A 17742-nucleotide genomic window follows, 5' to 3' on the forward strand; every position below is an offset into this window, starting at 1 on the left:
AAGGAAGGGCCCCTCTTATCGCTTTACGTAGCGGAAGGGGCCCTTCTTAACATCCCCTGGCGGACGGCGTGTGCGCATCAGACGGCGCGGGCGGTCGCGAGGCGCGAACTTTCCTTGACGTTGGCCATGAGGCTGGAGCCGACCAGGACGCCGAGCGAGACCGCGACCACGGTCAGCAGCGCGGTGGCCAGGTTGGACTTGCCGCCGGGCGCCAGCGCGAGCAGCCCGGTCGCGCCGGTCGTGCCGATCAGGCCGAGCGCACCGGGCACCAGCAGCCAGAACGCGGGCAGGAACACCACCTGCGCGGGTGGCCCGCCCAGCCGCTGCACCACGATCGCCATCGGCACGATGACCAGCCCGCCGACGAAGGCGGCGAACAGGCTGTCGGCCAGCAACCCGGCGCCGTACTGCGCGCCGTACGCGATCAGCAGGGTGAGCAGCAGCCACGGCAGCGAACGGGCCGGGGCGGAGCTGTTGATGTAGATGCCCAGCCCGAACACCACCACGCCCACCCAGGCGGCCCACAGGCCCAGCCGTTCCACCGGGGGCGCCGCCGGGACCGGACCGGCCAGCTGCATCCCAGCGTAGATGCCGAAGGTGAGCAGGAGCAGCACGTACGTCCCGGCGACCAGTCGGCTCGCACCGCTGATGATCGACCGGGTCACCATCTCCTGGGCGCCCAACGTCAGCGCCGCTCCCGGCAGGAACGTGGCCAGCGGCGGAATCAGCAGGCTCGCCGGTTCGGTGCCCAGCTGCGGGCTGAACCGGTACGCCACCACGGTCACCGCCATCGCCGCGGCCACCGGCAGCGCCAGCGACAGCACATGCACCCGGTCGGCCAGCAGCCGCAGGATGCCGACCAGCAGGCCCAGCGCGGCCAGGATGAGCAGCGCCCGCGCCTCACGGACGAACATCAGGCCGATCCCGACGGTCAGCACCCCGTGCCCGAGCACGGAAACGACCGCGCCGAACCGTGGCGGCGCCGCCATGATCTGCTCAAGCTTCGCGATCGCCTCGGCGGGCGGCACCGGCACCGCCTTGACCTGCTCCATCAGCTTGTATAGCGCGTCAACCTGGTCCAGCCGCAGCGGAGCCTTGTCGGCGTTGGCGAAGTCGACGGTGACCCCACCCTCTCCGGCCACCCGTACGAACACGCCGGTGGGCACCACCAGGAACTCCACGTCGCGCAGCCCGTACGCGTCGGCCAGCGCCGACAGCTCCTCCGGGATGCGGCTGGCCGTCTCCCCGGCCAGGCACAGGGCGGCACCGCATTTGCGGAAGAACTCCAGCATGTCCTCGGGGGGCAGCGTCACCGCCGCAGTATCGCGCAAGATCCTCCCCCACAGAACCCCCCGTCCACAGGTAGGGAAGGGGTCCTTCGCTACCTGACGCCCCAGGCGGGAGGGTGCGTCACCGCTTGCGGGCGAGTAGCTGCAGGGCTTGGCTGGAGTTGCCGTTCATGGTGGTGACCAGGACGGTTTCCTCGCGCAGCAGGTCGCATTCGGACAGCAGGGTGCGTAGGCGAGCCGGTTCGTGGTGGCGGCAGACCCCGCCGTCATCGGTGACGAAGGTGCCGTACGGCAGCGGTGATGTCGCGGCGTGGGCGGCGTAGCGGGCGCGGTTGCGGTCGTCGTCCTGCAGCGACACGTCGCTGACGTAGAGCAGGCCGCCCGGGGCGAGCACCCGGATCAGCTCTGCGACGAGGGCCTCCTGCGCGGCGTCGGACGGCACGCAGGTGAGTATCGCGAACAGCAGCACCATGTCGTAGGAACCGTCCGGGAAGGGCAGCGCCGCGCCCGGCGCGATCACACGCAGGTCCAGCCCGGCCGAGGCCGCGAGACCCCGACGCACCGCCGACTCCGACACGTCGACGCCGGTCAGGTCGGTGAAACCTTGCCCGGCCAGCTCGTTCATCACCCGGCCGTAGCCGCAACCGAAGTCCAGCACCCGCGCCTCGCGCGGCACACCGTCCAGCCAGGACTGTCGCAGCGGGTGGCTGTACGTCTTCGTGGCGCCCGCGGTCTCCCAGTAACCGATGCTGCTGTCCCCCATGCGGACGCAGCATAGCCAGGGCGGATCACGACACGTTGACCGGGCGGAACTGCACGCTCACGCGCGGGCCGACGTGCCGGGCCGTCTTCGGGATGCAGTGCTCCCAGGTGCGCTGGCAGGAGCCGCCCATCACGACCAGGTCGCCGTGGCCGAGCGGGAACCTGATGCTGTCGCCTCCGCCGCGTGGGCGCAGCAGCAGCGGCCGGGGTTCACCGAACGACACGATCGCGACCATGGTGTCGTGCCGGGCGCCCCGCCCGATGGTGTCACCGTGCCAGGCCACGCTGTCGCGGCCGTCGCGGTAGAGGCACATGCCCGCGGTGACGAACGGCTCGCCCAGCTCGGCGACGTAGTACGCGCTGAGCAGGTCGCGAGCCCGGGTCAGGATCGGGTGCGGCAGCGGCTCGTCGGCGCCGTACCAGCGCAGCAGGCGGGGTACGTCGACGTCGCGGTCGTACATCTCGCGGCGTTCGGCGCGCCAGTCGACCTCGTCGAGCAGCGTCTGCAGCACCGCCTCCGAGCCCGTGACCCAGCCGGTCAGGTGGTCGACCCACGCGCCCCGGGTCAGCTCGTGCCGGACCGGGGCGAGCGGGCCCAGACCCGCCTGCTCGGCGAGGTCGAACATCGACGGCTGATGGGCGACAGGGGCCATGGCTGCGATGATACACCCGGCCTAGAACAGGCGTTCTAACGACGGCCGCCTCGGCAGACGACCCTGCCTCGGCCCTCGCGTGTGACTCCCAGACCTAGTCGGCCATTCCCATGGGTAGTTGGCCAGTTCGGGTGGGTAGTTCGCCAGTTCGGGCGAGAAGCTGCGCCAGCACAGCCGCAGCCGTCGGGGCCAGGTCCAGCTTGGTGACCTCTGCGAGCCTTACGAACTCCGCAGCCTGCCCCTCACCGAGGACGATGGCGCCGGAGGGCACCAAGCCGCAGCGGGCCGTGTAGACGCGCACGTCCACCCCCGACGTGCCTTCGGCGAGGTCTGGACGCATGTCCTGCCAGAAGAGCTGAAACTCCGTATCGAGGACCAGCCCGGTCTCCTCAGCCAGTTCGCGTCGAGCCGCCTGTTCGTAACCCTCGCCTTCTTCGACATGTCCGCCGACCAGACCCCATTGCCCTGGCTCGGCCCGGGCATTGCGATCACGAAGCTGCAGCAAGACCGCCCCAGCGGAATCGACGAGCAGAACCACCGCGATCCGCACCGGCGGACCAGCCGGTGTCGATGAGTGCGCACCGTCGATGCGGTGCAGCCCCGCTTGCACCCGGTGCCGGAGAAGCTCGTACTGCCCACGACACCGGTTCGGCGAGCCAGACGGACGGGCCACGCCCACGCCGCCGGTGACGGTCTCGCCCGGCCGGAACTGATCCCGGGTGAGGTCGACCTCGGTGCCGTCGGGCAGACGATTCCAGTAGTGATACCCGCGCCGTACTCCGCTCTCGAACACCTCGCCGAGCACCAGATCGCCACCGAGCAGGTCGTGGACGACAAGGGCAGTGACCCCACATTGACCCCGACTCGGGTTCTCCGGCCGCCAATCCGCAAGATCGACGGGATCACAGGTATCCGGCCCCCACGAGTCCCGCACGACGGGTCTCAGCCGCGACAAAGTCAGCACCGCAGCATCATGCAACCCGCCACCGACAACGTCAGCGGAGTATGTCCGGCAGCGCCGGGTTGGGAGGTGGCTCACGCTCAGGTGCGGCTCGCCTCAACCGGGTTCGCTGCCAGCAGGTCGGCCAGCCCGACCGGGTACAGCGGGCGGGCGGGGCCGAACCCGCTCAGCGGTCGCCACATGACCGTCGCGCCCGGGTCGTCGAGGACGCCGCCGAGGACATCCCGCTCGTACCACGACGGGTCGGCGAAGCGGCAGTCGAAGACGAACGCGATCTCGTGCCCGTCGCGGCCGAACCCATGGAAGATGCTCTCCAGCACCCCGACCCGGCGCACGTCCAGCAGCTCGGCGTCCAACTCCTCCCGCAGCTCCCGGCACACCGCGTCCTCGGCGGTCTCGCCGAACTCGATGCCGCCGCCCAGCGGACGGTAGAAAACCTGATCCTTCGTCGGATCGTGGTATTCGAACACCAGCAGGTCATCGCCCCGGCGCGGCACGGCCAGGGCGATCGGGCGGATCAGTGACATCCGCTGAAGATACCGGTTCCGGCCATCCGGTCGGGCCGTCGCGACACGCCCGGGACCGCATCGGTCCGGCCGGTGGACTACCGAGCGGTTCACTGATGGCATCGCCGGTGCCGACACCGCAATCCGTCCGATCCGGAATTCGAGCCGTGTCGCAGCTCGCGAATCGAAGGATCGACGGGGATAGTATGCCGCCGGGCATTTGGTTGAATCGTGTATGAGGGTGAGCTATGCGTCCGCTGGAAACCTCCGACCCGATCTCCGTCGGGTCGTACCGGCTGGCCGGGGTCCTCGGTGGCGGCGGCATGGGCCGCGTCTACCTGGGACACTCCCCCAGCGGCCGCCGCGTCGCCGTCAAGGTGATCCGGCCGGAGCTGGCCGCCGACCCGGTGTTCCGACGCCGGTTCAGCCGCGAGGTCGCCGCCGCGCGCTCGGTCAGCCCGCTGTTCACCGCGGCCGTGGTCGACGCCGACACCCAGGCCCAGGCGCCCTGGCTGGCGACGGCGTTCATCGACGGGCCGAGCCTGGAGCGCCAGGTCGCCGAGCATGGGCCACTGTCGGAGCCGGCGGTGCTGACCCTGGCCACCGGCCTGGCCGAGGCGCTCGCCTCGATCCACCGGGTCGGCCTCACCCATCGCGATCTCAAACCGGCCAACGTGCTGCTCGACGACGACGGCCCGCACATCATCGACTTCGGCATCGCCCTGGACGCCGCCGACGACCGGATGACCACCAGCGTCAACGTGGGAACGCCTTCGTACATGGCACCGGAGCGGATCCAGGGTGAGGAGAGCGGGCCGCCCGGTGACGTGTTCTCGCTGGGGGCGCTGCTGTACTTCGCCGCCACCGGCCGCACGCTGATCTCCGGCGGCAGCATGTTCGAGCAGATCAACCAGGTCACCCAGGGCCGCTTCGACCTGGCAAAACTGTCGCCGACGCTGCGGCCCTTCATCGTACGGTGCGTCAGTCTGCGCCCGCAGGACCGGCCGACCGCGGTCGAGCTGGCCCGCATCCTCATCGGCACCGGCGTGTCCGGCCCCACCCCGGGCTGGTACGAGCCCAGGGCGCCGCGGGCGCTGCCCGGCCCGGGTTCGCTCAACCCGCCCACTCCGCCGGAGGGGTGGCCCCACCCGGCGCCCTCCCGGCTGCCGCGACTGTCGCGACGCGCGCTGATCATCGCCGGCGCGGGCGGGGGTGCGGCGCTCATCGCCGGGGTGGCCTGGGCACTGGGTCGCGGTTCGGGCTCCCCGAACGCGCAGGCCAGCCCGCAGCCCAGCCTGCACATCGTCTCCGACGAGCCGGACCCGAGCCGCACCGGCGACACCGGCGGTCGCGGCGACGTGATCGCCCAGGCCGCCTCGCACGCCACAGCGGAGAAGCACCGACTGATCGTCGACGGCAAGGGCCGGATCATCGGCGCCAACGGCGGCCACGTCTTCGCCCGCGACGTCCGCGACGACACCGAGGTGTGGACCAAGCAGCTCAACGGCGCCCAACAGCTGTCGGTGTACGACTGGGGCCCGTCGGTGCTGGTGACCGGCGGCTCGAAGATCTGGCGGGTCAACGCCGCCTCCGGCGGCGTCGAGTTCGACGTCGACACCACCAGCACGGTCACCGGGGCGCTGACCAGCCCCGAACTCGCCTTCATCCAGCAGAACGCGAAGCTGCTCGCCTACACGCGGGCCGGGGTGCGCAGCTGGGAGCTGTCGTCGCCGGAGGAACCGCTGACCGCCGACTCGAACTGGCTGGTGACCCGGCGCCAGTTCGGCAGCACCGTCACCATCACGCTGCGCGCCGCCGGCTCGGGCGACCGCGCCTGGCAGCAGCAGTTCCCGGCCGGGCCGAACGAGGGCCCGCCCGGTGGCGGCGGCCCCGGCGGGCCGGGTGACGGACCCGGTGGACCGGGCGGCCCGGACGGACCGCCACCGGACTGGGTCGTCGGCGAGGCGCGCCTGGTCGGAGCGCACGTGCTGGTGCGCGACGGCGCCGACATCCGGCTGCTGCGGCTGTCGAACGGCAGCACGGTCTGGCAGCGTCAGTGGGAGAGGCCCGTTGCCACGATCACCCTCTTCGGTGACCTGGTGGTTCTGGGCGCCGACCGGATCGTGGCATTCCGGCTGGCCAGCGGGGACGACGCCTGGCTCGGACCGAACCTGCGCGGCTCCCGGCTGGCGGCCGCCCCCGACAGCAGCATGCTCTACGTCGTCGGCGATGAGCACATCGCGGCGATCACCCCGGACGGCAAGACCGCGTGGAACGCGCCGATGGCCGCCGCCGACGAGGGCGCGGTGGAGGCCCTGCTCATCCGGCCGCCGCTGGCATACCTGGTGCTGCGCCCACCGCCGTTCCCGGACTCCAACGAGCCCGACGTGCTGGCGGTGGCGCTGGAACCGCAGGCCTGAGCGGCGGCCTCAGCGTTCGGCGGGCTGCTCGGCGTCGGGCCGCGCCGCCTGCGCGGGCACCCGCGCCGCCACCAGCGCGTCGCGGATCTCCGTCAGCAGCCGGATGTCCTCCGTGATCGGCTTCGGCTCGGGCTCCTTGCCCTGGTCGCGCCGCTCCGCGAGCTTGTTCATCGGCATCACGACAAGGAAGTACAGCACCGCCGCCGTCAGCACGAACGTGATCACGGAGTTGAGGAACGCACCCAGATCGATGGCGTTGTTGACGCCGGGCAGGTTGTACTTGAGGCCCGACACCGCGCTACCCGCGCCGATCATCTTGATCAAGGGCTGCAGGAACGATGCGGTGAACTGGTTGACCAGTGTCGTGAAAGCAGCACCGATCACCACACCGACCGCCAGGTCGACCACGTTGCCGCGCATGACGAAGTTCTTGAAGCCGTTCAGCATGCACCTCACCGTACGTCAGCAGCGGCGATGCTCCCAGCCACGACACCGGTTCCACGGAGATGATCTCCGGTGAACCCGCTCACATCAGCCCGCGAGCACGTTCACGATTCGCCCGAACAGGGCCGGGGCGGCCGCGCACACCGGCACCACCACGCGCCGCAACGGACGCGGGACCGTGGCCAGCACCAGTCCCCGGGTCAACAGCCGGTACGTGCGGGTGCGGCGGCGCCACTGCGCCTCGTAGCCCTCCGGCTGTCCGGCCACGATCGCGGCCACCGCCGCCTCGGCCTGCCCGAGCGCGAGACTGATCCCCTCGCCCGTCAGCGCGTCCTCGTATCCGGCCGCGTCGCCGACCAGCAACACCCGCCCGCGCACGCGATCGCGCACCCGGCGCCGCAGTGGCCCGGCCCCGTGCACCGGCCCGGTCGGCGGCGCTCCGGCCAGCCGCGCCGCCAACCCCGGAAACCCCGCCAACAGGTCCGCGTACGACGCTGGGTGCCCGGTCTCGGCCCGCCGGTGCAGGATCGCCACCCCGACCTCGTCCGGGGCGACCGGGGTCACGTAGGCCTCGGCGTGCGGCGACCACCACACCTCGACCAGCTCCGACCAGGGCGCCACCCGCCAGTGGCGGCGCAGCCCGTAGCGGCGCGGCGAGCCGCCGGACGAGGCGATGCCCGCCTCGCGGGCCACCCGCGAGTGCAGACCGTCGGCGCCGACCAGCCAGTTCGCCCGTACCCCCGCCGCGACGACCGCGTCGGTCTCCTGCACCAGGCCGGTCACCCGGTGCCGCACCCAGCCGACCCCGGCCCGCGTCGCCGCCGCGTGCAGCGCCGCCTGCAGCACCGTGCGGCGCACGCCGCGACCCGGCCCGGCCGCGAACCGGGCGTCGACGATCCGGTCCGGGCCCCGGTAGGCGATGCCGTGGAACGGCACGCCCGGCGGGTCCACGCCCAGGTCCAGCAGCCGGGCCAGACCACCGGGCATCAGGCCCTCGCCGCACGCCTTGTCGATCGGCGCGTCCCGGGGCTCGGCCACCACCACCGACAGCCCGGCCCGCCGGGCCAGCAGCGCGGTGGCCAACCCGGCCGGACCGCCACCGACGACCAGCAGGTCGGCGTCGTGGCTCACGCGGCGGCCTGCGCCAGCGCGGCGTTCTCCACCCGGATCCGCACCGCCAGCACCGCTGCGTTGGCCAGTGTGAACAGCAACGCGGTCACCCACGCGGTGTGCACCAGCGGCAGCGCGATCCCCTCCACCACCACCGCGACGTAGTTCGGATGCCGCAGCCACCGGTACGGCCCCCGGTCCACCAGCGGCAGTCCCGGCACCACGATCACCAGCGTGTTCCAGCGCGGCCCGAGCGTGGTCACGCACCACCAGCGCAGCGCCTGGCTCGCCGCGACCAGCGCCAGCATGCTCCAGCCCAGCACCGGCAGGAACGGCCGGTCGGCCAGCCAGACCTCGGCCACGCAGCCGACCAGCAGTCCCGTGTGGATCGCCACCATCGCCGGATAGTGGCCACGACCGAACTCGCGACCGCCCCGGGCCAGCGCCCATGCGGCGTGCCTGCGCGAGACCACCAACTCGACCACGCGCTCGGCACCGACCGCCAGCACCAACAGGGTGTACGGCAGCACGCTCACCACCTCAGCAGTACGAGCTCGGAACAGAACCCCGGACCCATCGCGATCATCAGACCCGGCGTGCCCGGCGGCGGCGGATCGGCCGCCCCGGCGTGCAGCACGTCCAGCACCGACACCGATGACAGGTTCCCGCGCGCCGACAACGACCTGCGCGTCGGCTCCAGCGCGGTGGCGGGCAGCCCCAGCACCCGCTCCACCGTGTCGATCACCTTCGGACCGCCGGGATGGCACACCCAGGTGCCGATGTCCGCCGGGGCCAGCCCGAATTCGCCGAGGAAGCCGCGCACGTCATCACCCAGGTAGCGCTCGGCGATCGGGGCCACCTCGGTCGACAGCACGATCCGGAAGCCGGTCGACCCGATCCGCCAGCCCATCACCTGCTCGGTGTCCGGATACAGACGGCTGCGCGTGGCCAGCACCCGCGGCCGCCCCGGCCCAGGCACCGGCCGGTCGCCGCCGACCAGCACCACGGCCGCCGCCCCGTCGCCGAACAGGCTCGTCGCGACCAGGTTCGCCGCCGTGGTGTCCTCCTGCTGCAGCGTCAGCGAGCACAACTCCACCGCCAGCAGCACCGCCGTGTGCCCCGGCCAGGCGCGCAGGTAGTCGTGCAGCCGGGCCACCCCGGCGGCGCCCGCGACGCAGCCCAGGCCGAACAGCGGCAGCCGCTTCACGTCCGGCCGCAGGCCCACCCGCTGCGCCAGCCGCGCCTCCAGCGACGGCACGGCCAGGCCGGTCACGCTGGTCGTCGCGATCAGATCGACCTCGCCCGCGTCGACTCCGGCCTCGTCCAACGCGGCCCGCAGCGCCGCCTCACCGAGCTCCAGCGCGATCTCGATGAAGTGGTCGTTGGCCTGGGTGAACCCGGTCAGCCCGGCGTAGCTGTCCAGGGGCAGGGCCAGGTGCCGGGTGCGTACGCCGGTGTTGCGGCCGAAGCGGGCGAAGGCGTCGCGAGAGGGGTGCGGAGCGGGCAGGCAGAGCTGCGCGAACTCCGCGACGATGTCCTCCTGTTGGTAGCGGTGCGCGGGGAACCGTACTGCCACCGACGCCACCTGCGGGGCGCGGACATCGACGTCACTCATCACCCGACCCTACCGCGCCCGAGCACCAGACCATCCCATCTCGACGTCGCGTCGCGCCGCCCGGGGTTGGCTGCATTTTCGGGGAAACTGCGGGAATCTTGGCTCGCTTTCGAGCAGTTTCCCCGAAAATGTACTTTCACGCGGCGGCGCGAGCGGCGGGCGCTCGCCCGTCAGCGGTTCTTGTCCTTTTCGACCAGGTCGGCGAGGGTGGACATCGCGTGTTCGATGGCCGGGCGCAGGTCCTCGCGCAGATGCAGCTGGGTCGCGTCGACCTCGCCGAGGGTTCCGCGCAGGTGGCGGTCCAGGGTGACCAGGCGCGGGCCATACCCGCCGCCCATACAGTAGACGGCGTCGAACAGCCGGCCGCCGATGTTGTGCTCGTCCAGCGTCGTCGCGTGCTCGAACTCCAGGATCGTGGTGCCGTCCGGGCCCTCCGACAGGCGCAGCTCGATCTCGTCGGGCGCCGGGTCGCCGCCGCCCAGCGCCACGGTCAGCAGCCGCGGCGCCTCGCAGCGCAGCACCCGGCCGGGCCCGAAGTCGCCCTGGGTGAAGTCGCCGCCGGGCCGCAGCTCGCCCGCGACCGGGGCGTACCAGCGGGCGAGCCGGTCGGGGTTCGTGCAGGCGTCCCACACGTCCTCGATGCTCGCGTCGTATACGCGGCGGAACACCGCACAGCGCGCCTCGCCCGCGGCGATCTCGCGACGGTACAGCTCGATGTCGGTCTTGGCGGTTTCGGTAGTGCTCATGACTGGTCCGTGCCTTTCGTGGTCGGGTCGGCGGCGCTCTGCCGCTCTCGCTTGCCTCGGGCCAGTTCGGTGGCCAGGGCGTCCAGGCGCTGCGTCCAGAAGCGCCGGTAGGGATCGAGCCACTCGTCGACCTGCCGAAGCGGTTCGGCGTCGACGGCGTAGAGGCGGCGCGTGCCTTCGGCGCGTACCGTCGCGAAGCCGTTGTCCCGCAGCACCTTCAGGTGCTGGGAGACGGCGGGTTGCGTGATCCCGAACTCGGCCTGCACCACGGCGGCGAGGTCGCCCGCGGACCGCTCGCCCGGGGCGAGCAGCTCGAGGATCCGTCGCCGGACGGGGTCACCGAGGATGTCGAACGCGTGCACGTACCGACAATATACGTCCCGCCTTATATAAGCAATAACTAAAACAAGGAAGCCGGGATCACCCGCACCCCCGACCCGCCGTTATCCCCTCGAATCCCCCGCCATGAACCGAGGAGCCCCATGGGCAAGCACGCCTTCGCCGTCTCCGGCATCCACTGCGAGAACTGCGCCGACCTCATCGACCAGGCCGTATCCCGACTGCCGGGCGTCCTGGCCACCCACACCAGCCACACCGCCGCCCGCACCGAGGTGGATCTCTCCGCCGCCACCACCCCCGCCGAGGTGGCCACCACCATCACCCACCACGGCTACCCCGCCATCCCCCTGTAGCCACCCCTATTGGTTGATCATGAACTTATGGCACGGCTCGACGGTGTGTCGCGGCCACAGCTTCCTGATCGACTGCAAGAGGTCCGGCGCACAGGGTGCCGAAAGTGATCAGGAAGTCGTGCCGGGGACACGCCGTCGAACCGTGCCACAAGTTCATGATCGACGCAAAAAAGGGCCGGGCCTGCGCCGAGCGCGGGTCCGGCCCTTGGTGGGCGGGGCAGGTCAGCCGTGGGTTTTGCCTCGGCCGCCAGGGCCCTTTTCCTTGCGGGGCTTCACCGAGATGTCGATGGGGCTGCCGTCGAAGCCGAACTCCTCGCGGAGCTTGCGTTCCACGAAGCGGATGTAGCCCGGATCCAGCGGCGCCGTCGTGAACAGGACGAACTTCGGCGGGGCGACACCCGGCTGGGTGGCGAACAGGATGCGCGGGGCGCGGCCGCCGCGCACCGGGTGCGGGGTGGCCTGCACCAGCGCGGTCAGCCACTGGTTGAGCTGACCGGTCGGAATGCGCTTCTCCCAGCTAGTCAGCGCCGTATGCAGCGCCGGGGCGATCTTCTCCACCGCCCGGCCGGTCTTGGCGGAGATGTTGACGCGCAGCGCCCACGGGATGCGCTTGAGCTCCCGCTCGATCTCCTTGTCCAGGTAGTGCCGCCGGTCGGCGTCGACGAGGTCCCACTTGTTGAAGGCGAGCACCACGCCACGACCGGCCTCGGTCACCATCGACAGCAGACGCTGGTCCTGCTCGCTGATGACCTCGCTGGAGTCGAGCAGCACCACGGTGACCTCGGCCGCCTCGATCGCCGCCGCGGTACGCAGCGACGCGAAGTACTCCGTGCCGCTGGCCTTGCCCACGCGCTTGCGCAGCCCGGCGGTGTCGACGAACTGCCAGGTCTCGCCGCCGATGACCACCAGCGAGTCGACCGGGTCGACGGTGGTGCCGGCGACGGCGTCGACGACCGAGCGCTCCTCGTTGGCCAGCCGGTTGAGCAGGCTGGACTTGCCCACGTTCGGGCGGCCGACCAGCGCCACCCGGCGCGGACCGCGCGGCCCGGCCGCGAACGTCTCGCGCGGGGCCTCCTTCGGGAAGGCCTCCAGCACCGCGTCGAGCAGGTCGCCGGAGCCGCGACCGTGCAGCGCCGACACCGGCCAGGGCTGGCCCAGGCCAAGGCCCCACAGCGCGTGCGCCTCGTGCTCCATGGCGTTGTTGTCGGCCTTGTTGGCGACCAGCAGCACCGGCTTGGAGCTGCGGCGCAGCATGCGTACGGCCTTCTCGTCGACGTCGGTGGCGCCCACGGTCGAGTCGACCACGAACAGCACCACGTCGGCCAAGGCGACCGCCGCCTCGGCCTGCGCGGCGATGGCCGCGGCACGGTCTTTCGCGTCGGGTTCCCAGCCGCCGGTGTCCACCACGGTGAACCGGCGTCCCGCCCACTGCGCGTCGTACGCGACGCGGTCGCGGGTCACGCCGGGGATGTCCTCGACGACCGCCTGACGGCGGCCGATGATGCGGTTGACGAGGGTGGACTTGCCCACGTTGGGGCGGCCCACCACCGCCAGGACCGGCTGCGGAGCGACCGGAGCGGCCGATTCCTCCGGCTCCGCCGTCTCCACGACGGCCAGCTCGGTCCACTCTGAGTTGCTCATTCCGTTTCCCCGCTCCGCGCGGAAACGGAATGAGGCACAGGTTGCCCTGCGCCCATGATTCGCTCGCTGCGCTTGCTCATGCTGCCTTCCTTGTCGTCAGCAGCCGGTACAGCTCGCTGACGACCTCATCGATGCCCAGCTCGGTCGAGTCGAGCACGACCGCGTCGGCGGCCTGCTGCAACGGGTTGACCTTGCGGGTGGAGTCCAGGTGATCACGGCGGGCCAGGTCGGCCTCGGTCGCGGCGTGATCGGTGGCGTTCTCGGTGCTGCGGCGGCGGGCGCGCTCGGCCGACGAGGCGGTCAGGAAGACCTTCAGGTCGGCCTCGGGGGCGACGACGCTGCCGATGTCGCGGCCCTCGACGACGATCCGGGCCGATTCGTCGATGAGCGCGCGCTGGCGGGCGACCAGGACCTGCCGCACGAACGGCACCGCCGACACCGCCGACACGGCCGCGGTCACCTCGGGCCCGCGGATCGGCGCGTCGACGTTCTCACCGTTGGCGCTGATCGAGGGGTGTGCGGGGTCGGTGGTGATGAGCAGCTCCAGGTCGATCACGACCTTGGCGATGCCGTCGGCGTCGGCCAGGTCGACCCCGGCCTGCAGCACCGCCCAGGTGGCGGCGCGGTACATGGCGCCGGTGTCCAGGTAGCGGGCGTCCAGTCGCTGTGCCAGCCGACGCGACACCGTCGACTTGCCCGAGCCCGACGGACCGTCCACCGCCACCACACAGCGCAGCTCAGCCACGACCTATCCTCCGCCCCTAGGTTTGATGCTCCCATTCTGCCCGGTCCGTCCGGAGGGTAAGCAGGCAGCCGGGGGCGGACGCGGCGCAGAACACGTCCCACCGCCCCCTGCCTGCGCACATACCCCGCGTGCCACAACGTCACCAGCGGGCGCCGCGATCCCCGCCGGTGACCGGGTTCACAATCTGTCGGCCTGGTCCAGGCGCTGCGCGCCAGCCTCGTCGACCGCGACCGAGCGCCGCGCCGCCTCGACGATCTGCTCGCCCATCAGCGCGGCCCGCTGCGCGGCCTCGCGCCACAACTGCAGGACCGGTCCGGCGTACGGGTCGTAGTTGGCCGCGAACGACTTGCCCAGCGCGTCGCGCCCCCACGGTGCCGCGGTGCCGCCCGCCGCGAGCCGCTCCCCGGTGCCGTCCCGCAGCCGGGCCATCCGTTCGGCCGCGTCGTGCAGGTCACCGCCCGCCCGAACCGCCGCGTCGGGGTCGAGCCGCAGCTCACCGGAGTCCATCGTCGCCAGCCGGGCGCCAGCCGAGTGCCTCGTCGTGGCGGCGCAGCAGCCCACCCAGGTCACCGCCGCGCAGCAGCTCGGCCACGCCCGCCTCGGCGGGCACGACCTGCGCGGTCAGCCGCAGCACGGCCTCGCCCGCGGCGGTCTCGGCCTTGCGGGTCGTCTCGGTGATCAGGTCGGCGAGCCGGTCCGGGCGGTGCGCGTACGCCTTCTCGTGCAGGCGCAGCTTGGTGAGCTGCCCCCGGGCGCCGACGGCCACGGTGACGGTGCCGTCGGGTGACTTCGCGGTCACCTCCAGACCGTCCAGGCGGCGCTTGAGTTCGGCGACGTTGTCGCGCAGGTGTGTGTAGCGCGCGTGGACCTCGTCGAAACGGGCCCGCAGCGCGGCGTTGGCGTCACGGTCGGTCGGTGGCATACGCGCCTCCCAGTACGCGTCGGGACAGGTGGTCGGCCTGGCGGGTGGTCTCCGGCAGCCGGAAACCGCGGCACAGGGCCAGGGTGAGGTCGGTGGCGGCATCCAGGCCGATGCGGTGGCCGACGGAGACGAAGACCGGTTTGACCCCTTCCCGGGTACGCAGCGCCCGCCCGAGCACCTGCCCGTCCTCGACCAGCGGCGACCAGGCCCCGCGCGCCGGTCCGGGCGCGGCGAAGTTGCTCGCGGACTCGTCGGGGCGGGCCAGTGGCGGCGGGGTCTTGGCCACGCCGAAGGTGGGCAGGCCGGTCAGGACGCCGACGTGGCAGGCCAGGCCGAAGCGGCGCGGGTGGGCGATGCCGTACCCGTCGCAGACCAGCACGTCCGGGGTGATGGTGAGCCGCCGCAGCGCCTCGACCAGCGTCGGCAGTTCACGGAAGGCGAGCAGGCCGGTCACGTACGGGAAGGTCACCTCGCCGGGGACGGTGACCGCCTCCAGGACGGTCAGTTCGGGCAGGGCGAGCACGACCGCTGCCGCCACGACCCGGGCGGAGTCCGGGTCATAGGAGACGTCCAGTCCCGCGACGGTCCGTACGCCGGTGACCTCGCCGTCCGGGACGATCAGTTCGCGCAGCGTCAACTGGATCTGTTCGGCCCGCTCGGCGTCGCGTGGCCACGGGTCGTGCTCGATCCGCACGGCTCAGCCCAGCCGGCGCAGCGCGTTGGCGACGACGCGGCCGGTGTCGGTGCCCAGCGGCGCGGGCAGGGCGGCCGGGTCGAACCAGCCCAGCTCGTGTGACTCCTCGCTGACCTGGGCTTGCGCCTGCGGCGGCGCGTACACCAGGAAGACCACGTCGTGGTGGCGGTTGGGTCGGCCGCCGCAGGGCACCTCGTGCACGTCGACGTCCACCGGCACCGGGTCGACGGTCAGCCCGGCGATCCCGGACTCCTCGGTCGCCTCCCGCAGCGCGGCCTCAGACATGCTCTGGTCGTGCGGCTCGCAGTGGCCGCCGACCTGGCACCAGATGTCGTGCTTGCCGTGCAGGCACAGCAGCACCTGGCTGCGGTCGTGCGACACGATCACCGCGCTGGCGGTCAGGTGCCCGTCGGGGTGCGGCTTGGCCATCACCTGTGGTCCCTGTTCGAGCAGGTCGAGCGTACGGCGCCAGTCGGTGTGCGCGTCGGCGGGCGGCTGCCATCCGGTCAGCAGGGCGAGCGCGTCGGCGTGCAGGATCTCGTTCACTCGGCTGATGGTAGACAGCCACGGCCCCACGCGTTCGGAGCCTGTGGATAACCCAGCGACCAGTAGGAATGGCGACGGTCGTCAATCCTTGACGAGGATCGCGGCCCGGATCTCGCGCAGTGCCGCGGCGCTGGCGTCCTTCGTACGCCCGCCGTAGAAGAGCCCGACCCCGACGCTGCCGTGGTCGAACCAGGCGCACACCACCACCGCGGTGCCCTGGTCGTCGTGGGTGTCGCCGCAGCGCAGCTGCGCGTCGCGCACCCGCATCTGGTACGACCGCACGTCGGTGACCAGGCCGTCGCCCAGCCCGCCGATCGCCTTCTTCATCTCCGCCGCCGGGTCCCAGACCAGCCGGGTCGCCCCGAACACGACCACCGGCCGCTTGGCGTCGGCGGGGTCGTCCAGCTTCGCCGCGAACGCGCCGTCGGCCCCCTGGTCGGCCTTGATCCGCGACACGATCTTCACGGCCTCGGCCCGCACCTTGGGGTCGCCGTCGACGACGAACCCGGCCACCCGCCCGTGGATCTCGGCGTGCACCGGGTACTGCGCCCGGATCGGCTCGGTCACCGCCACGAGCACCCCGCAGCAGGCCAGGCTGAGCACCCCGAGCACGCCGAGCACCCACGGCCAGCGGCGCCGACGGGGCCGCTCGACGTACACGACCTGGGGTTCGGGCAGCACGCCGGTGGGCTCGGGGCGGGGTGGAATGCCCGCCATGCCGACGAAGTTGATGGCGGTGTCGTCCTGCCCGGCCCACGGGTCGACCGCGGGCGGCAGCGGCCGCGTGGGGCGCTCGGTCACGCGCGGCACTGTACCGAGCCCGCGCTCCCCGGCGGCAGGGGCGACCGGGAAGCCTTACCTGATCCCAACATTCGTCCAGGTGGGCAAAGTTTCTCAGCACAACTCACCGCAATTCGCCCTAAATCAGGGCGCAGTTGGAAGAAAACTGAGCACACCCCTTTTGACCTGCGGTTTTGCGTCTCTACTATTCCCGGCATGCCCCCGCGTGACCCCCGTGAGCTGCCATTTGGCGAACAGGCGTCGTTCCGGCGCGCCACCGCCCCGGCAGCGCTCCAGCCGACCGCCCTCGTCCGCCAACGCACTTCAGGCGCCGAAGCCCCCGCCCGGCGCAGTCGTCACGGCGGCTACGAACCCGCCCACCGGGCGACCCCCACCGCGCTGCGGCGCGCCGTCGCGCCGCTGCTCACCACCGCCGCCCTCGTCGGCGTCGGCACGTTCGCACTGCTCACCGGCGCCAACGGCGGCAGTCCCGACCCGAACGCGGCGGCGCTGCCCGCACCGACGCTGACCGTGCAACGGGTCGCGACCAGCGACGACAACTCCAGCCGCTCGCTGCTGAGCCGCTCGCCGAACCTGTCCGCGCCGACGCCCAGCAAGTCCCCATCGCCGAGCGCCTCCCCCAAGCCCAGCGCCTCGCCGACCCCCAGCGCCTCGCCGAAACCCAAGCCGACCAGGACGGCGACGCCGAAGCCGACGGTCACCCGCAAGCCCGCGCCCAAGCCGACCCCGAAGCCCAGGCCGACCAAGCACGTGGTCAAGCCGGTCGCGGGCCTGGACCAGCTGCAGATGGACAACGCCGCGGCGATCGTCAAGAAGGCGCAGGACATGGGCCTGCCCAAGCGGGCCATGGTGATCGCGGTGGCGACCTCCATGCAGGAGAGCGCGCTGTACAACCTGGCCAGCTACGCGGTGCCGGAGTCGCTGGACTACCCGCACCAGGGCACCGGCGCCGACCACGACTCGGTCGGCCTGTTCCAGCAGCGGGCCAGTGGCAGCTGGGGCACGGTCCAGCAGATCATGACGCCGTCGTACTCGGCGGGCGCGTTCTACGCCGTGCTGGTCACCATCGACGGCTGGCAGAACCTGCCGCTGACGGTGGCGGCCCAGTCGGTGCAGATCTCGGCCTTCCCCGACGCGTACGCCAAGCACGAGGACAACGCGACCGAGGTCGTCAACGCCCTGCTCGGCTAGCGTT

At 71.9% G+C, this 17742-nt stretch carries 21 protein-coding genes; 3 read left to right on the forward strand and 18 right to left on the reverse strand.

Annotated elements, in window-relative coordinates; all coding sequences use genetic code 11:
* Nucleotides 1–77: 77 nt before the first annotated feature.
* The 5 genes from KUA19_RS35725 to KUA19_RS35745 all read right to left on the reverse strand — a co-directional run bounded on the left by KUA19_RS35725 (nt 78) and on the right by KUA19_RS35745 (nt 4192).
* Complete coding sequence (locus KUA19_RS35725; RefSeq protein ID WP_217403329.1) at nt 78–1313, reverse strand: threonine/serine exporter family protein; 1236 nt, start codon at nt 1311–1313, stop codon at nt 78–80.
* A gap of 97 nt (nt 1314–1410) precedes the next feature.
* Complete coding sequence (locus tag KUA19_RS35730; protein WP_217403330.1) at nt 1411–2052, reverse strand: class I SAM-dependent methyltransferase; 642 nt, start codon at nt 2050–2052, stop codon at nt 1411–1413.
* Nucleotides 2053–2077: 25 nt separating this feature from the next.
* A complete protein-coding gene (locus KUA19_RS35735; RefSeq protein WP_217403331.1) occupies nt 2078–2704 on the reverse strand; it encodes an alpha-ketoglutarate-dependent dioxygenase AlkB in 627 nt (208 codons plus the stop codon).
* A 94-nt stretch (nt 2705–2798) separates the two neighbouring features.
* Nucleotides 2799–3668, reverse strand: a complete 870-nt coding sequence (locus KUA19_RS35740; RefSeq protein WP_217403332.1) for a YunG family protein — start codon at nt 3666–3668, stop codon at nt 2799–2801.
* Nucleotides 3669–3745: 77 nt separating this feature from the next.
* Nucleotides 3746–4192: an NUDIX hydrolase gene (locus KUA19_RS35745; protein ID WP_217403333.1), complete on the reverse strand. Its 447-nt coding sequence runs from the start codon at nt 4190–4192 to the stop codon at nt 3746–3748.
* A 227-nt stretch (nt 4193–4419) separates the two neighbouring features.
* Here KUA19_RS35745 and KUA19_RS35750 point away from each other — a divergent pair, with 227 nt between their 5' ends.
* Nucleotides 4420–6591, forward strand: coding sequence for a serine/threonine-protein kinase (locus KUA19_RS35750; protein ID WP_217403334.1), 2172 nt, complete (start codon nt 4420–4422; stop codon nt 6589–6591).
* A 9-nt stretch (nt 6592–6600) separates the two neighbouring features.
* Here KUA19_RS35750 and mscL read toward each other — a convergent pair whose 3' ends face one another.
* From mscL to KUA19_RS35780, 6 genes are all read right to left on the reverse strand, one after another.
* Nucleotides 6601–7038 carry a large conductance mechanosensitive channel protein MscL gene (mscL, locus tag KUA19_RS35755; protein ID WP_217403336.1) on the reverse strand — a complete coding sequence of 146 codons (438 nt, stop codon included), beginning with the start codon at nt 7036–7038 and terminating at the stop codon, nt 6601–6603.
* A gap of 84 nt (nt 7039–7122) precedes the next feature.
* The gene (locus tag KUA19_RS35760; protein ID WP_217403337.1) at nt 7123–8166 is read right to left on the reverse strand and encodes an NAD(P)/FAD-dependent oxidoreductase; all 1044 of its coding nucleotides are present in this window, start codon (nt 8164–8166) and stop codon (nt 7123–7125) included.
* The gene (locus KUA19_RS35765; protein ID WP_308167835.1) at nt 8163–8675 is read right to left on the reverse strand and encodes an isoprenylcysteine carboxyl methyltransferase family protein; all 513 of its coding nucleotides are present in this window, start codon (nt 8673–8675) and stop codon (nt 8163–8165) included. The genes KUA19_RS35760 and KUA19_RS35765 overlap by 4 nt, the downstream gene beginning before the upstream one ends.
* Nucleotides 8676–8677: 2 nt before the next feature.
* Nucleotides 8678–9760, reverse strand: a complete 1083-nt coding sequence (locus KUA19_RS35770; RefSeq protein WP_217403338.1) for a type III polyketide synthase — start codon at nt 9758–9760, stop codon at nt 8678–8680.
* A gap of 170 nt (nt 9761–9930) precedes the next feature.
* Nucleotides 9931–10506: an SRPBCC domain-containing protein gene (locus tag KUA19_RS35775; RefSeq protein ID WP_217403339.1), complete on the reverse strand. Its 576-nt coding sequence runs from the start codon at nt 10504–10506 to the stop codon at nt 9931–9933.
* The gene (locus tag KUA19_RS35780; protein ID WP_217403340.1) at nt 10503–10868 is read right to left on the reverse strand and encodes an ArsR/SmtB family transcription factor; all 366 of its coding nucleotides are present in this window, start codon (nt 10866–10868) and stop codon (nt 10503–10505) included. Before KUA19_RS35780 ends, KUA19_RS35775 begins: the two co-directional genes overlap by 4 nt.
* A gap of 120 nt (nt 10869–10988) precedes the next feature.
* On the opposite strand from KUA19_RS35780, the gene KUA19_RS35785 reads away from it, so the two are divergent.
* Nucleotides 10989–11198, forward strand: a complete 210-nt coding sequence (locus KUA19_RS35785; protein WP_217403341.1) for a heavy-metal-associated domain-containing protein — start codon at nt 10989–10991, stop codon at nt 11196–11198.
* Between the two features lie 222 nt (nt 11199–11420).
* Here the strand turns inward: KUA19_RS35785 and der are convergent, their stop codons facing one another.
* The 7 genes from der to KUA19_RS35820 form a co-directional block, all read right to left on the reverse strand.
* Nucleotides 11421–12839 (reverse strand): ribosome biogenesis GTPase Der, encoded by a 1419-nt coding sequence (gene der, locus KUA19_RS35790; RefSeq protein WP_217403342.1) that lies wholly within the window; start codon nt 12837–12839, stop codon nt 11421–11423.
* Nucleotides 12840–12915: 76 nt separating this feature from the next.
* Entirely contained in the window at nt 12916–13584 is a 669-nt protein-coding gene (cmk, locus tag KUA19_RS35795; protein WP_308167836.1) for a (d)CMP kinase, read from the reverse strand.
* A gap of 177 nt (nt 13585–13761) precedes the next feature.
* Nucleotides 13762–14091, reverse strand: coding sequence for a hypothetical protein (locus KUA19_RS35800; RefSeq protein ID WP_217403344.1), 330 nt, complete (start codon nt 14089–14091; stop codon nt 13762–13764).
* Nucleotides 14078–14506: a YbaB/EbfC family nucleoid-associated protein gene (locus KUA19_RS35805; RefSeq protein ID WP_217403346.1), complete on the reverse strand. Its 429-nt coding sequence runs from the start codon at nt 14504–14506 to the stop codon at nt 14078–14080. The genes KUA19_RS35800 and KUA19_RS35805 overlap by 14 nt, the downstream gene beginning before the upstream one ends.
* Nucleotides 14487–15125, reverse strand: a complete 639-nt coding sequence (locus tag KUA19_RS35810) for an endonuclease V (protein WP_217403391.1) — start codon at nt 15123–15125, stop codon at nt 14487–14489. The genes KUA19_RS35805 and KUA19_RS35810 overlap by 20 nt, the downstream gene beginning before the upstream one ends.
* 78 nt (nt 15126–15203) lie before the next feature.
* Nucleotides 15204–15746, reverse strand: a complete 543-nt coding sequence (locus KUA19_RS35815; protein ID WP_217403348.1) for an NUDIX hydrolase — start codon at nt 15744–15746, stop codon at nt 15204–15206.
* Between the two features lie 81 nt (nt 15747–15827).
* Nucleotides 15828–16547, reverse strand: coding sequence for a hypothetical protein (locus KUA19_RS35820; RefSeq protein ID WP_217403350.1), 720 nt, complete (start codon nt 16545–16547; stop codon nt 15828–15830).
* A 195-nt stretch (nt 16548–16742) separates the two neighbouring features.
* Between KUA19_RS35820 and KUA19_RS35825 the strand changes: the two genes are divergently transcribed.
* Nucleotides 16743–17738 carry a hypothetical protein gene (locus KUA19_RS35825; protein ID WP_217403351.1) on the forward strand — a complete coding sequence of 332 codons (996 nt, stop codon included), beginning with the start codon at nt 16743–16745 and terminating at the stop codon, nt 17736–17738.
* Nucleotides 17739–17742 lie beyond the last annotated feature (4 nt).

The organism is Catellatospora tritici (genome assembly GCF_019083965.1).
GTDB lineage: Bacteria > Actinomycetota > Actinomycetes > Mycobacteriales > Micromonosporaceae > Catellatospora > Catellatospora tritici.

Bases quoted from the DNA above. Each gene is read 5' to 3' on its own strand.
- KUA19_RS35805 (WP_217403346.1), bottom strand. From the start codon at position 14,506: ATGCCACCGACCGACCGTGACGCCAACGCCGCGCTGCGGGCCCGTTTC.
- KUA19_RS35770 (WP_217403338.1), bottom strand. From the start codon at position 9,760: ATGAGTGACGTCGATGTCCGCGCCCCGCAGGTGGCGTCGGTGGCAGTA.
- KUA19_RS35750 (WP_217403334.1), top strand. From the start codon at position 4,420: ATGCGTCCGCTGGAAACCTCCGACCCGATCTCCGTCGGGTCGTACCGG.
- KUA19_RS35730 (WP_217403330.1), bottom strand. From the start codon at position 2,052: ATGGGGGACAGCAGCATCGGTTACTGGGAGACCGCGGGCGCCACGAAG.
- der (WP_217403342.1), bottom strand. From the start codon at position 12,839: ATGAGCAACTCAGAGTGGACCGAGCTGGCCGTCGTGGAGACGGCGGAG.
- KUA19_RS35825 (WP_217403351.1), top strand. From the start codon at position 16,743: ATGCCCCCGCGTGACCCCCGTGAGCTGCCATTTGGCGAACAGGCGTCG.
- KUA19_RS35745 (WP_217403333.1), bottom strand. From the start codon at position 4,192: ATGTCACTGATCCGCCCGATCGCCCTGGCCGTGCCGCGCCGGGGCGAT.
- KUA19_RS35800 (WP_217403344.1), bottom strand. From the start codon at position 14,091: ATGGACTCCGGTGAGCTGCGGCTCGACCCCGACGCGGCGGTTCGGGCG.
- KUA19_RS35775 (WP_217403339.1), bottom strand. From the start codon at position 10,506: ATGAGCACTACCGAAACCGCCAAGACCGACATCGAGCTGTACCGTCGC.
- KUA19_RS35735 (WP_217403331.1), bottom strand. From the start codon at position 2,704: ATGGCCCCTGTCGCCCATCAGCCGTCGATGTTCGACCTCGCCGAGCAG.
- mscL (WP_217403336.1), bottom strand. From the start codon at position 7,038: ATGCTGAACGGCTTCAAGAACTTCGTCATGCGCGGCAACGTGGTCGAC.
- KUA19_RS35785 (WP_217403341.1), top strand. From the start codon at position 10,989: ATGGGCAAGCACGCCTTCGCCGTCTCCGGCATCCACTGCGAGAACTGC.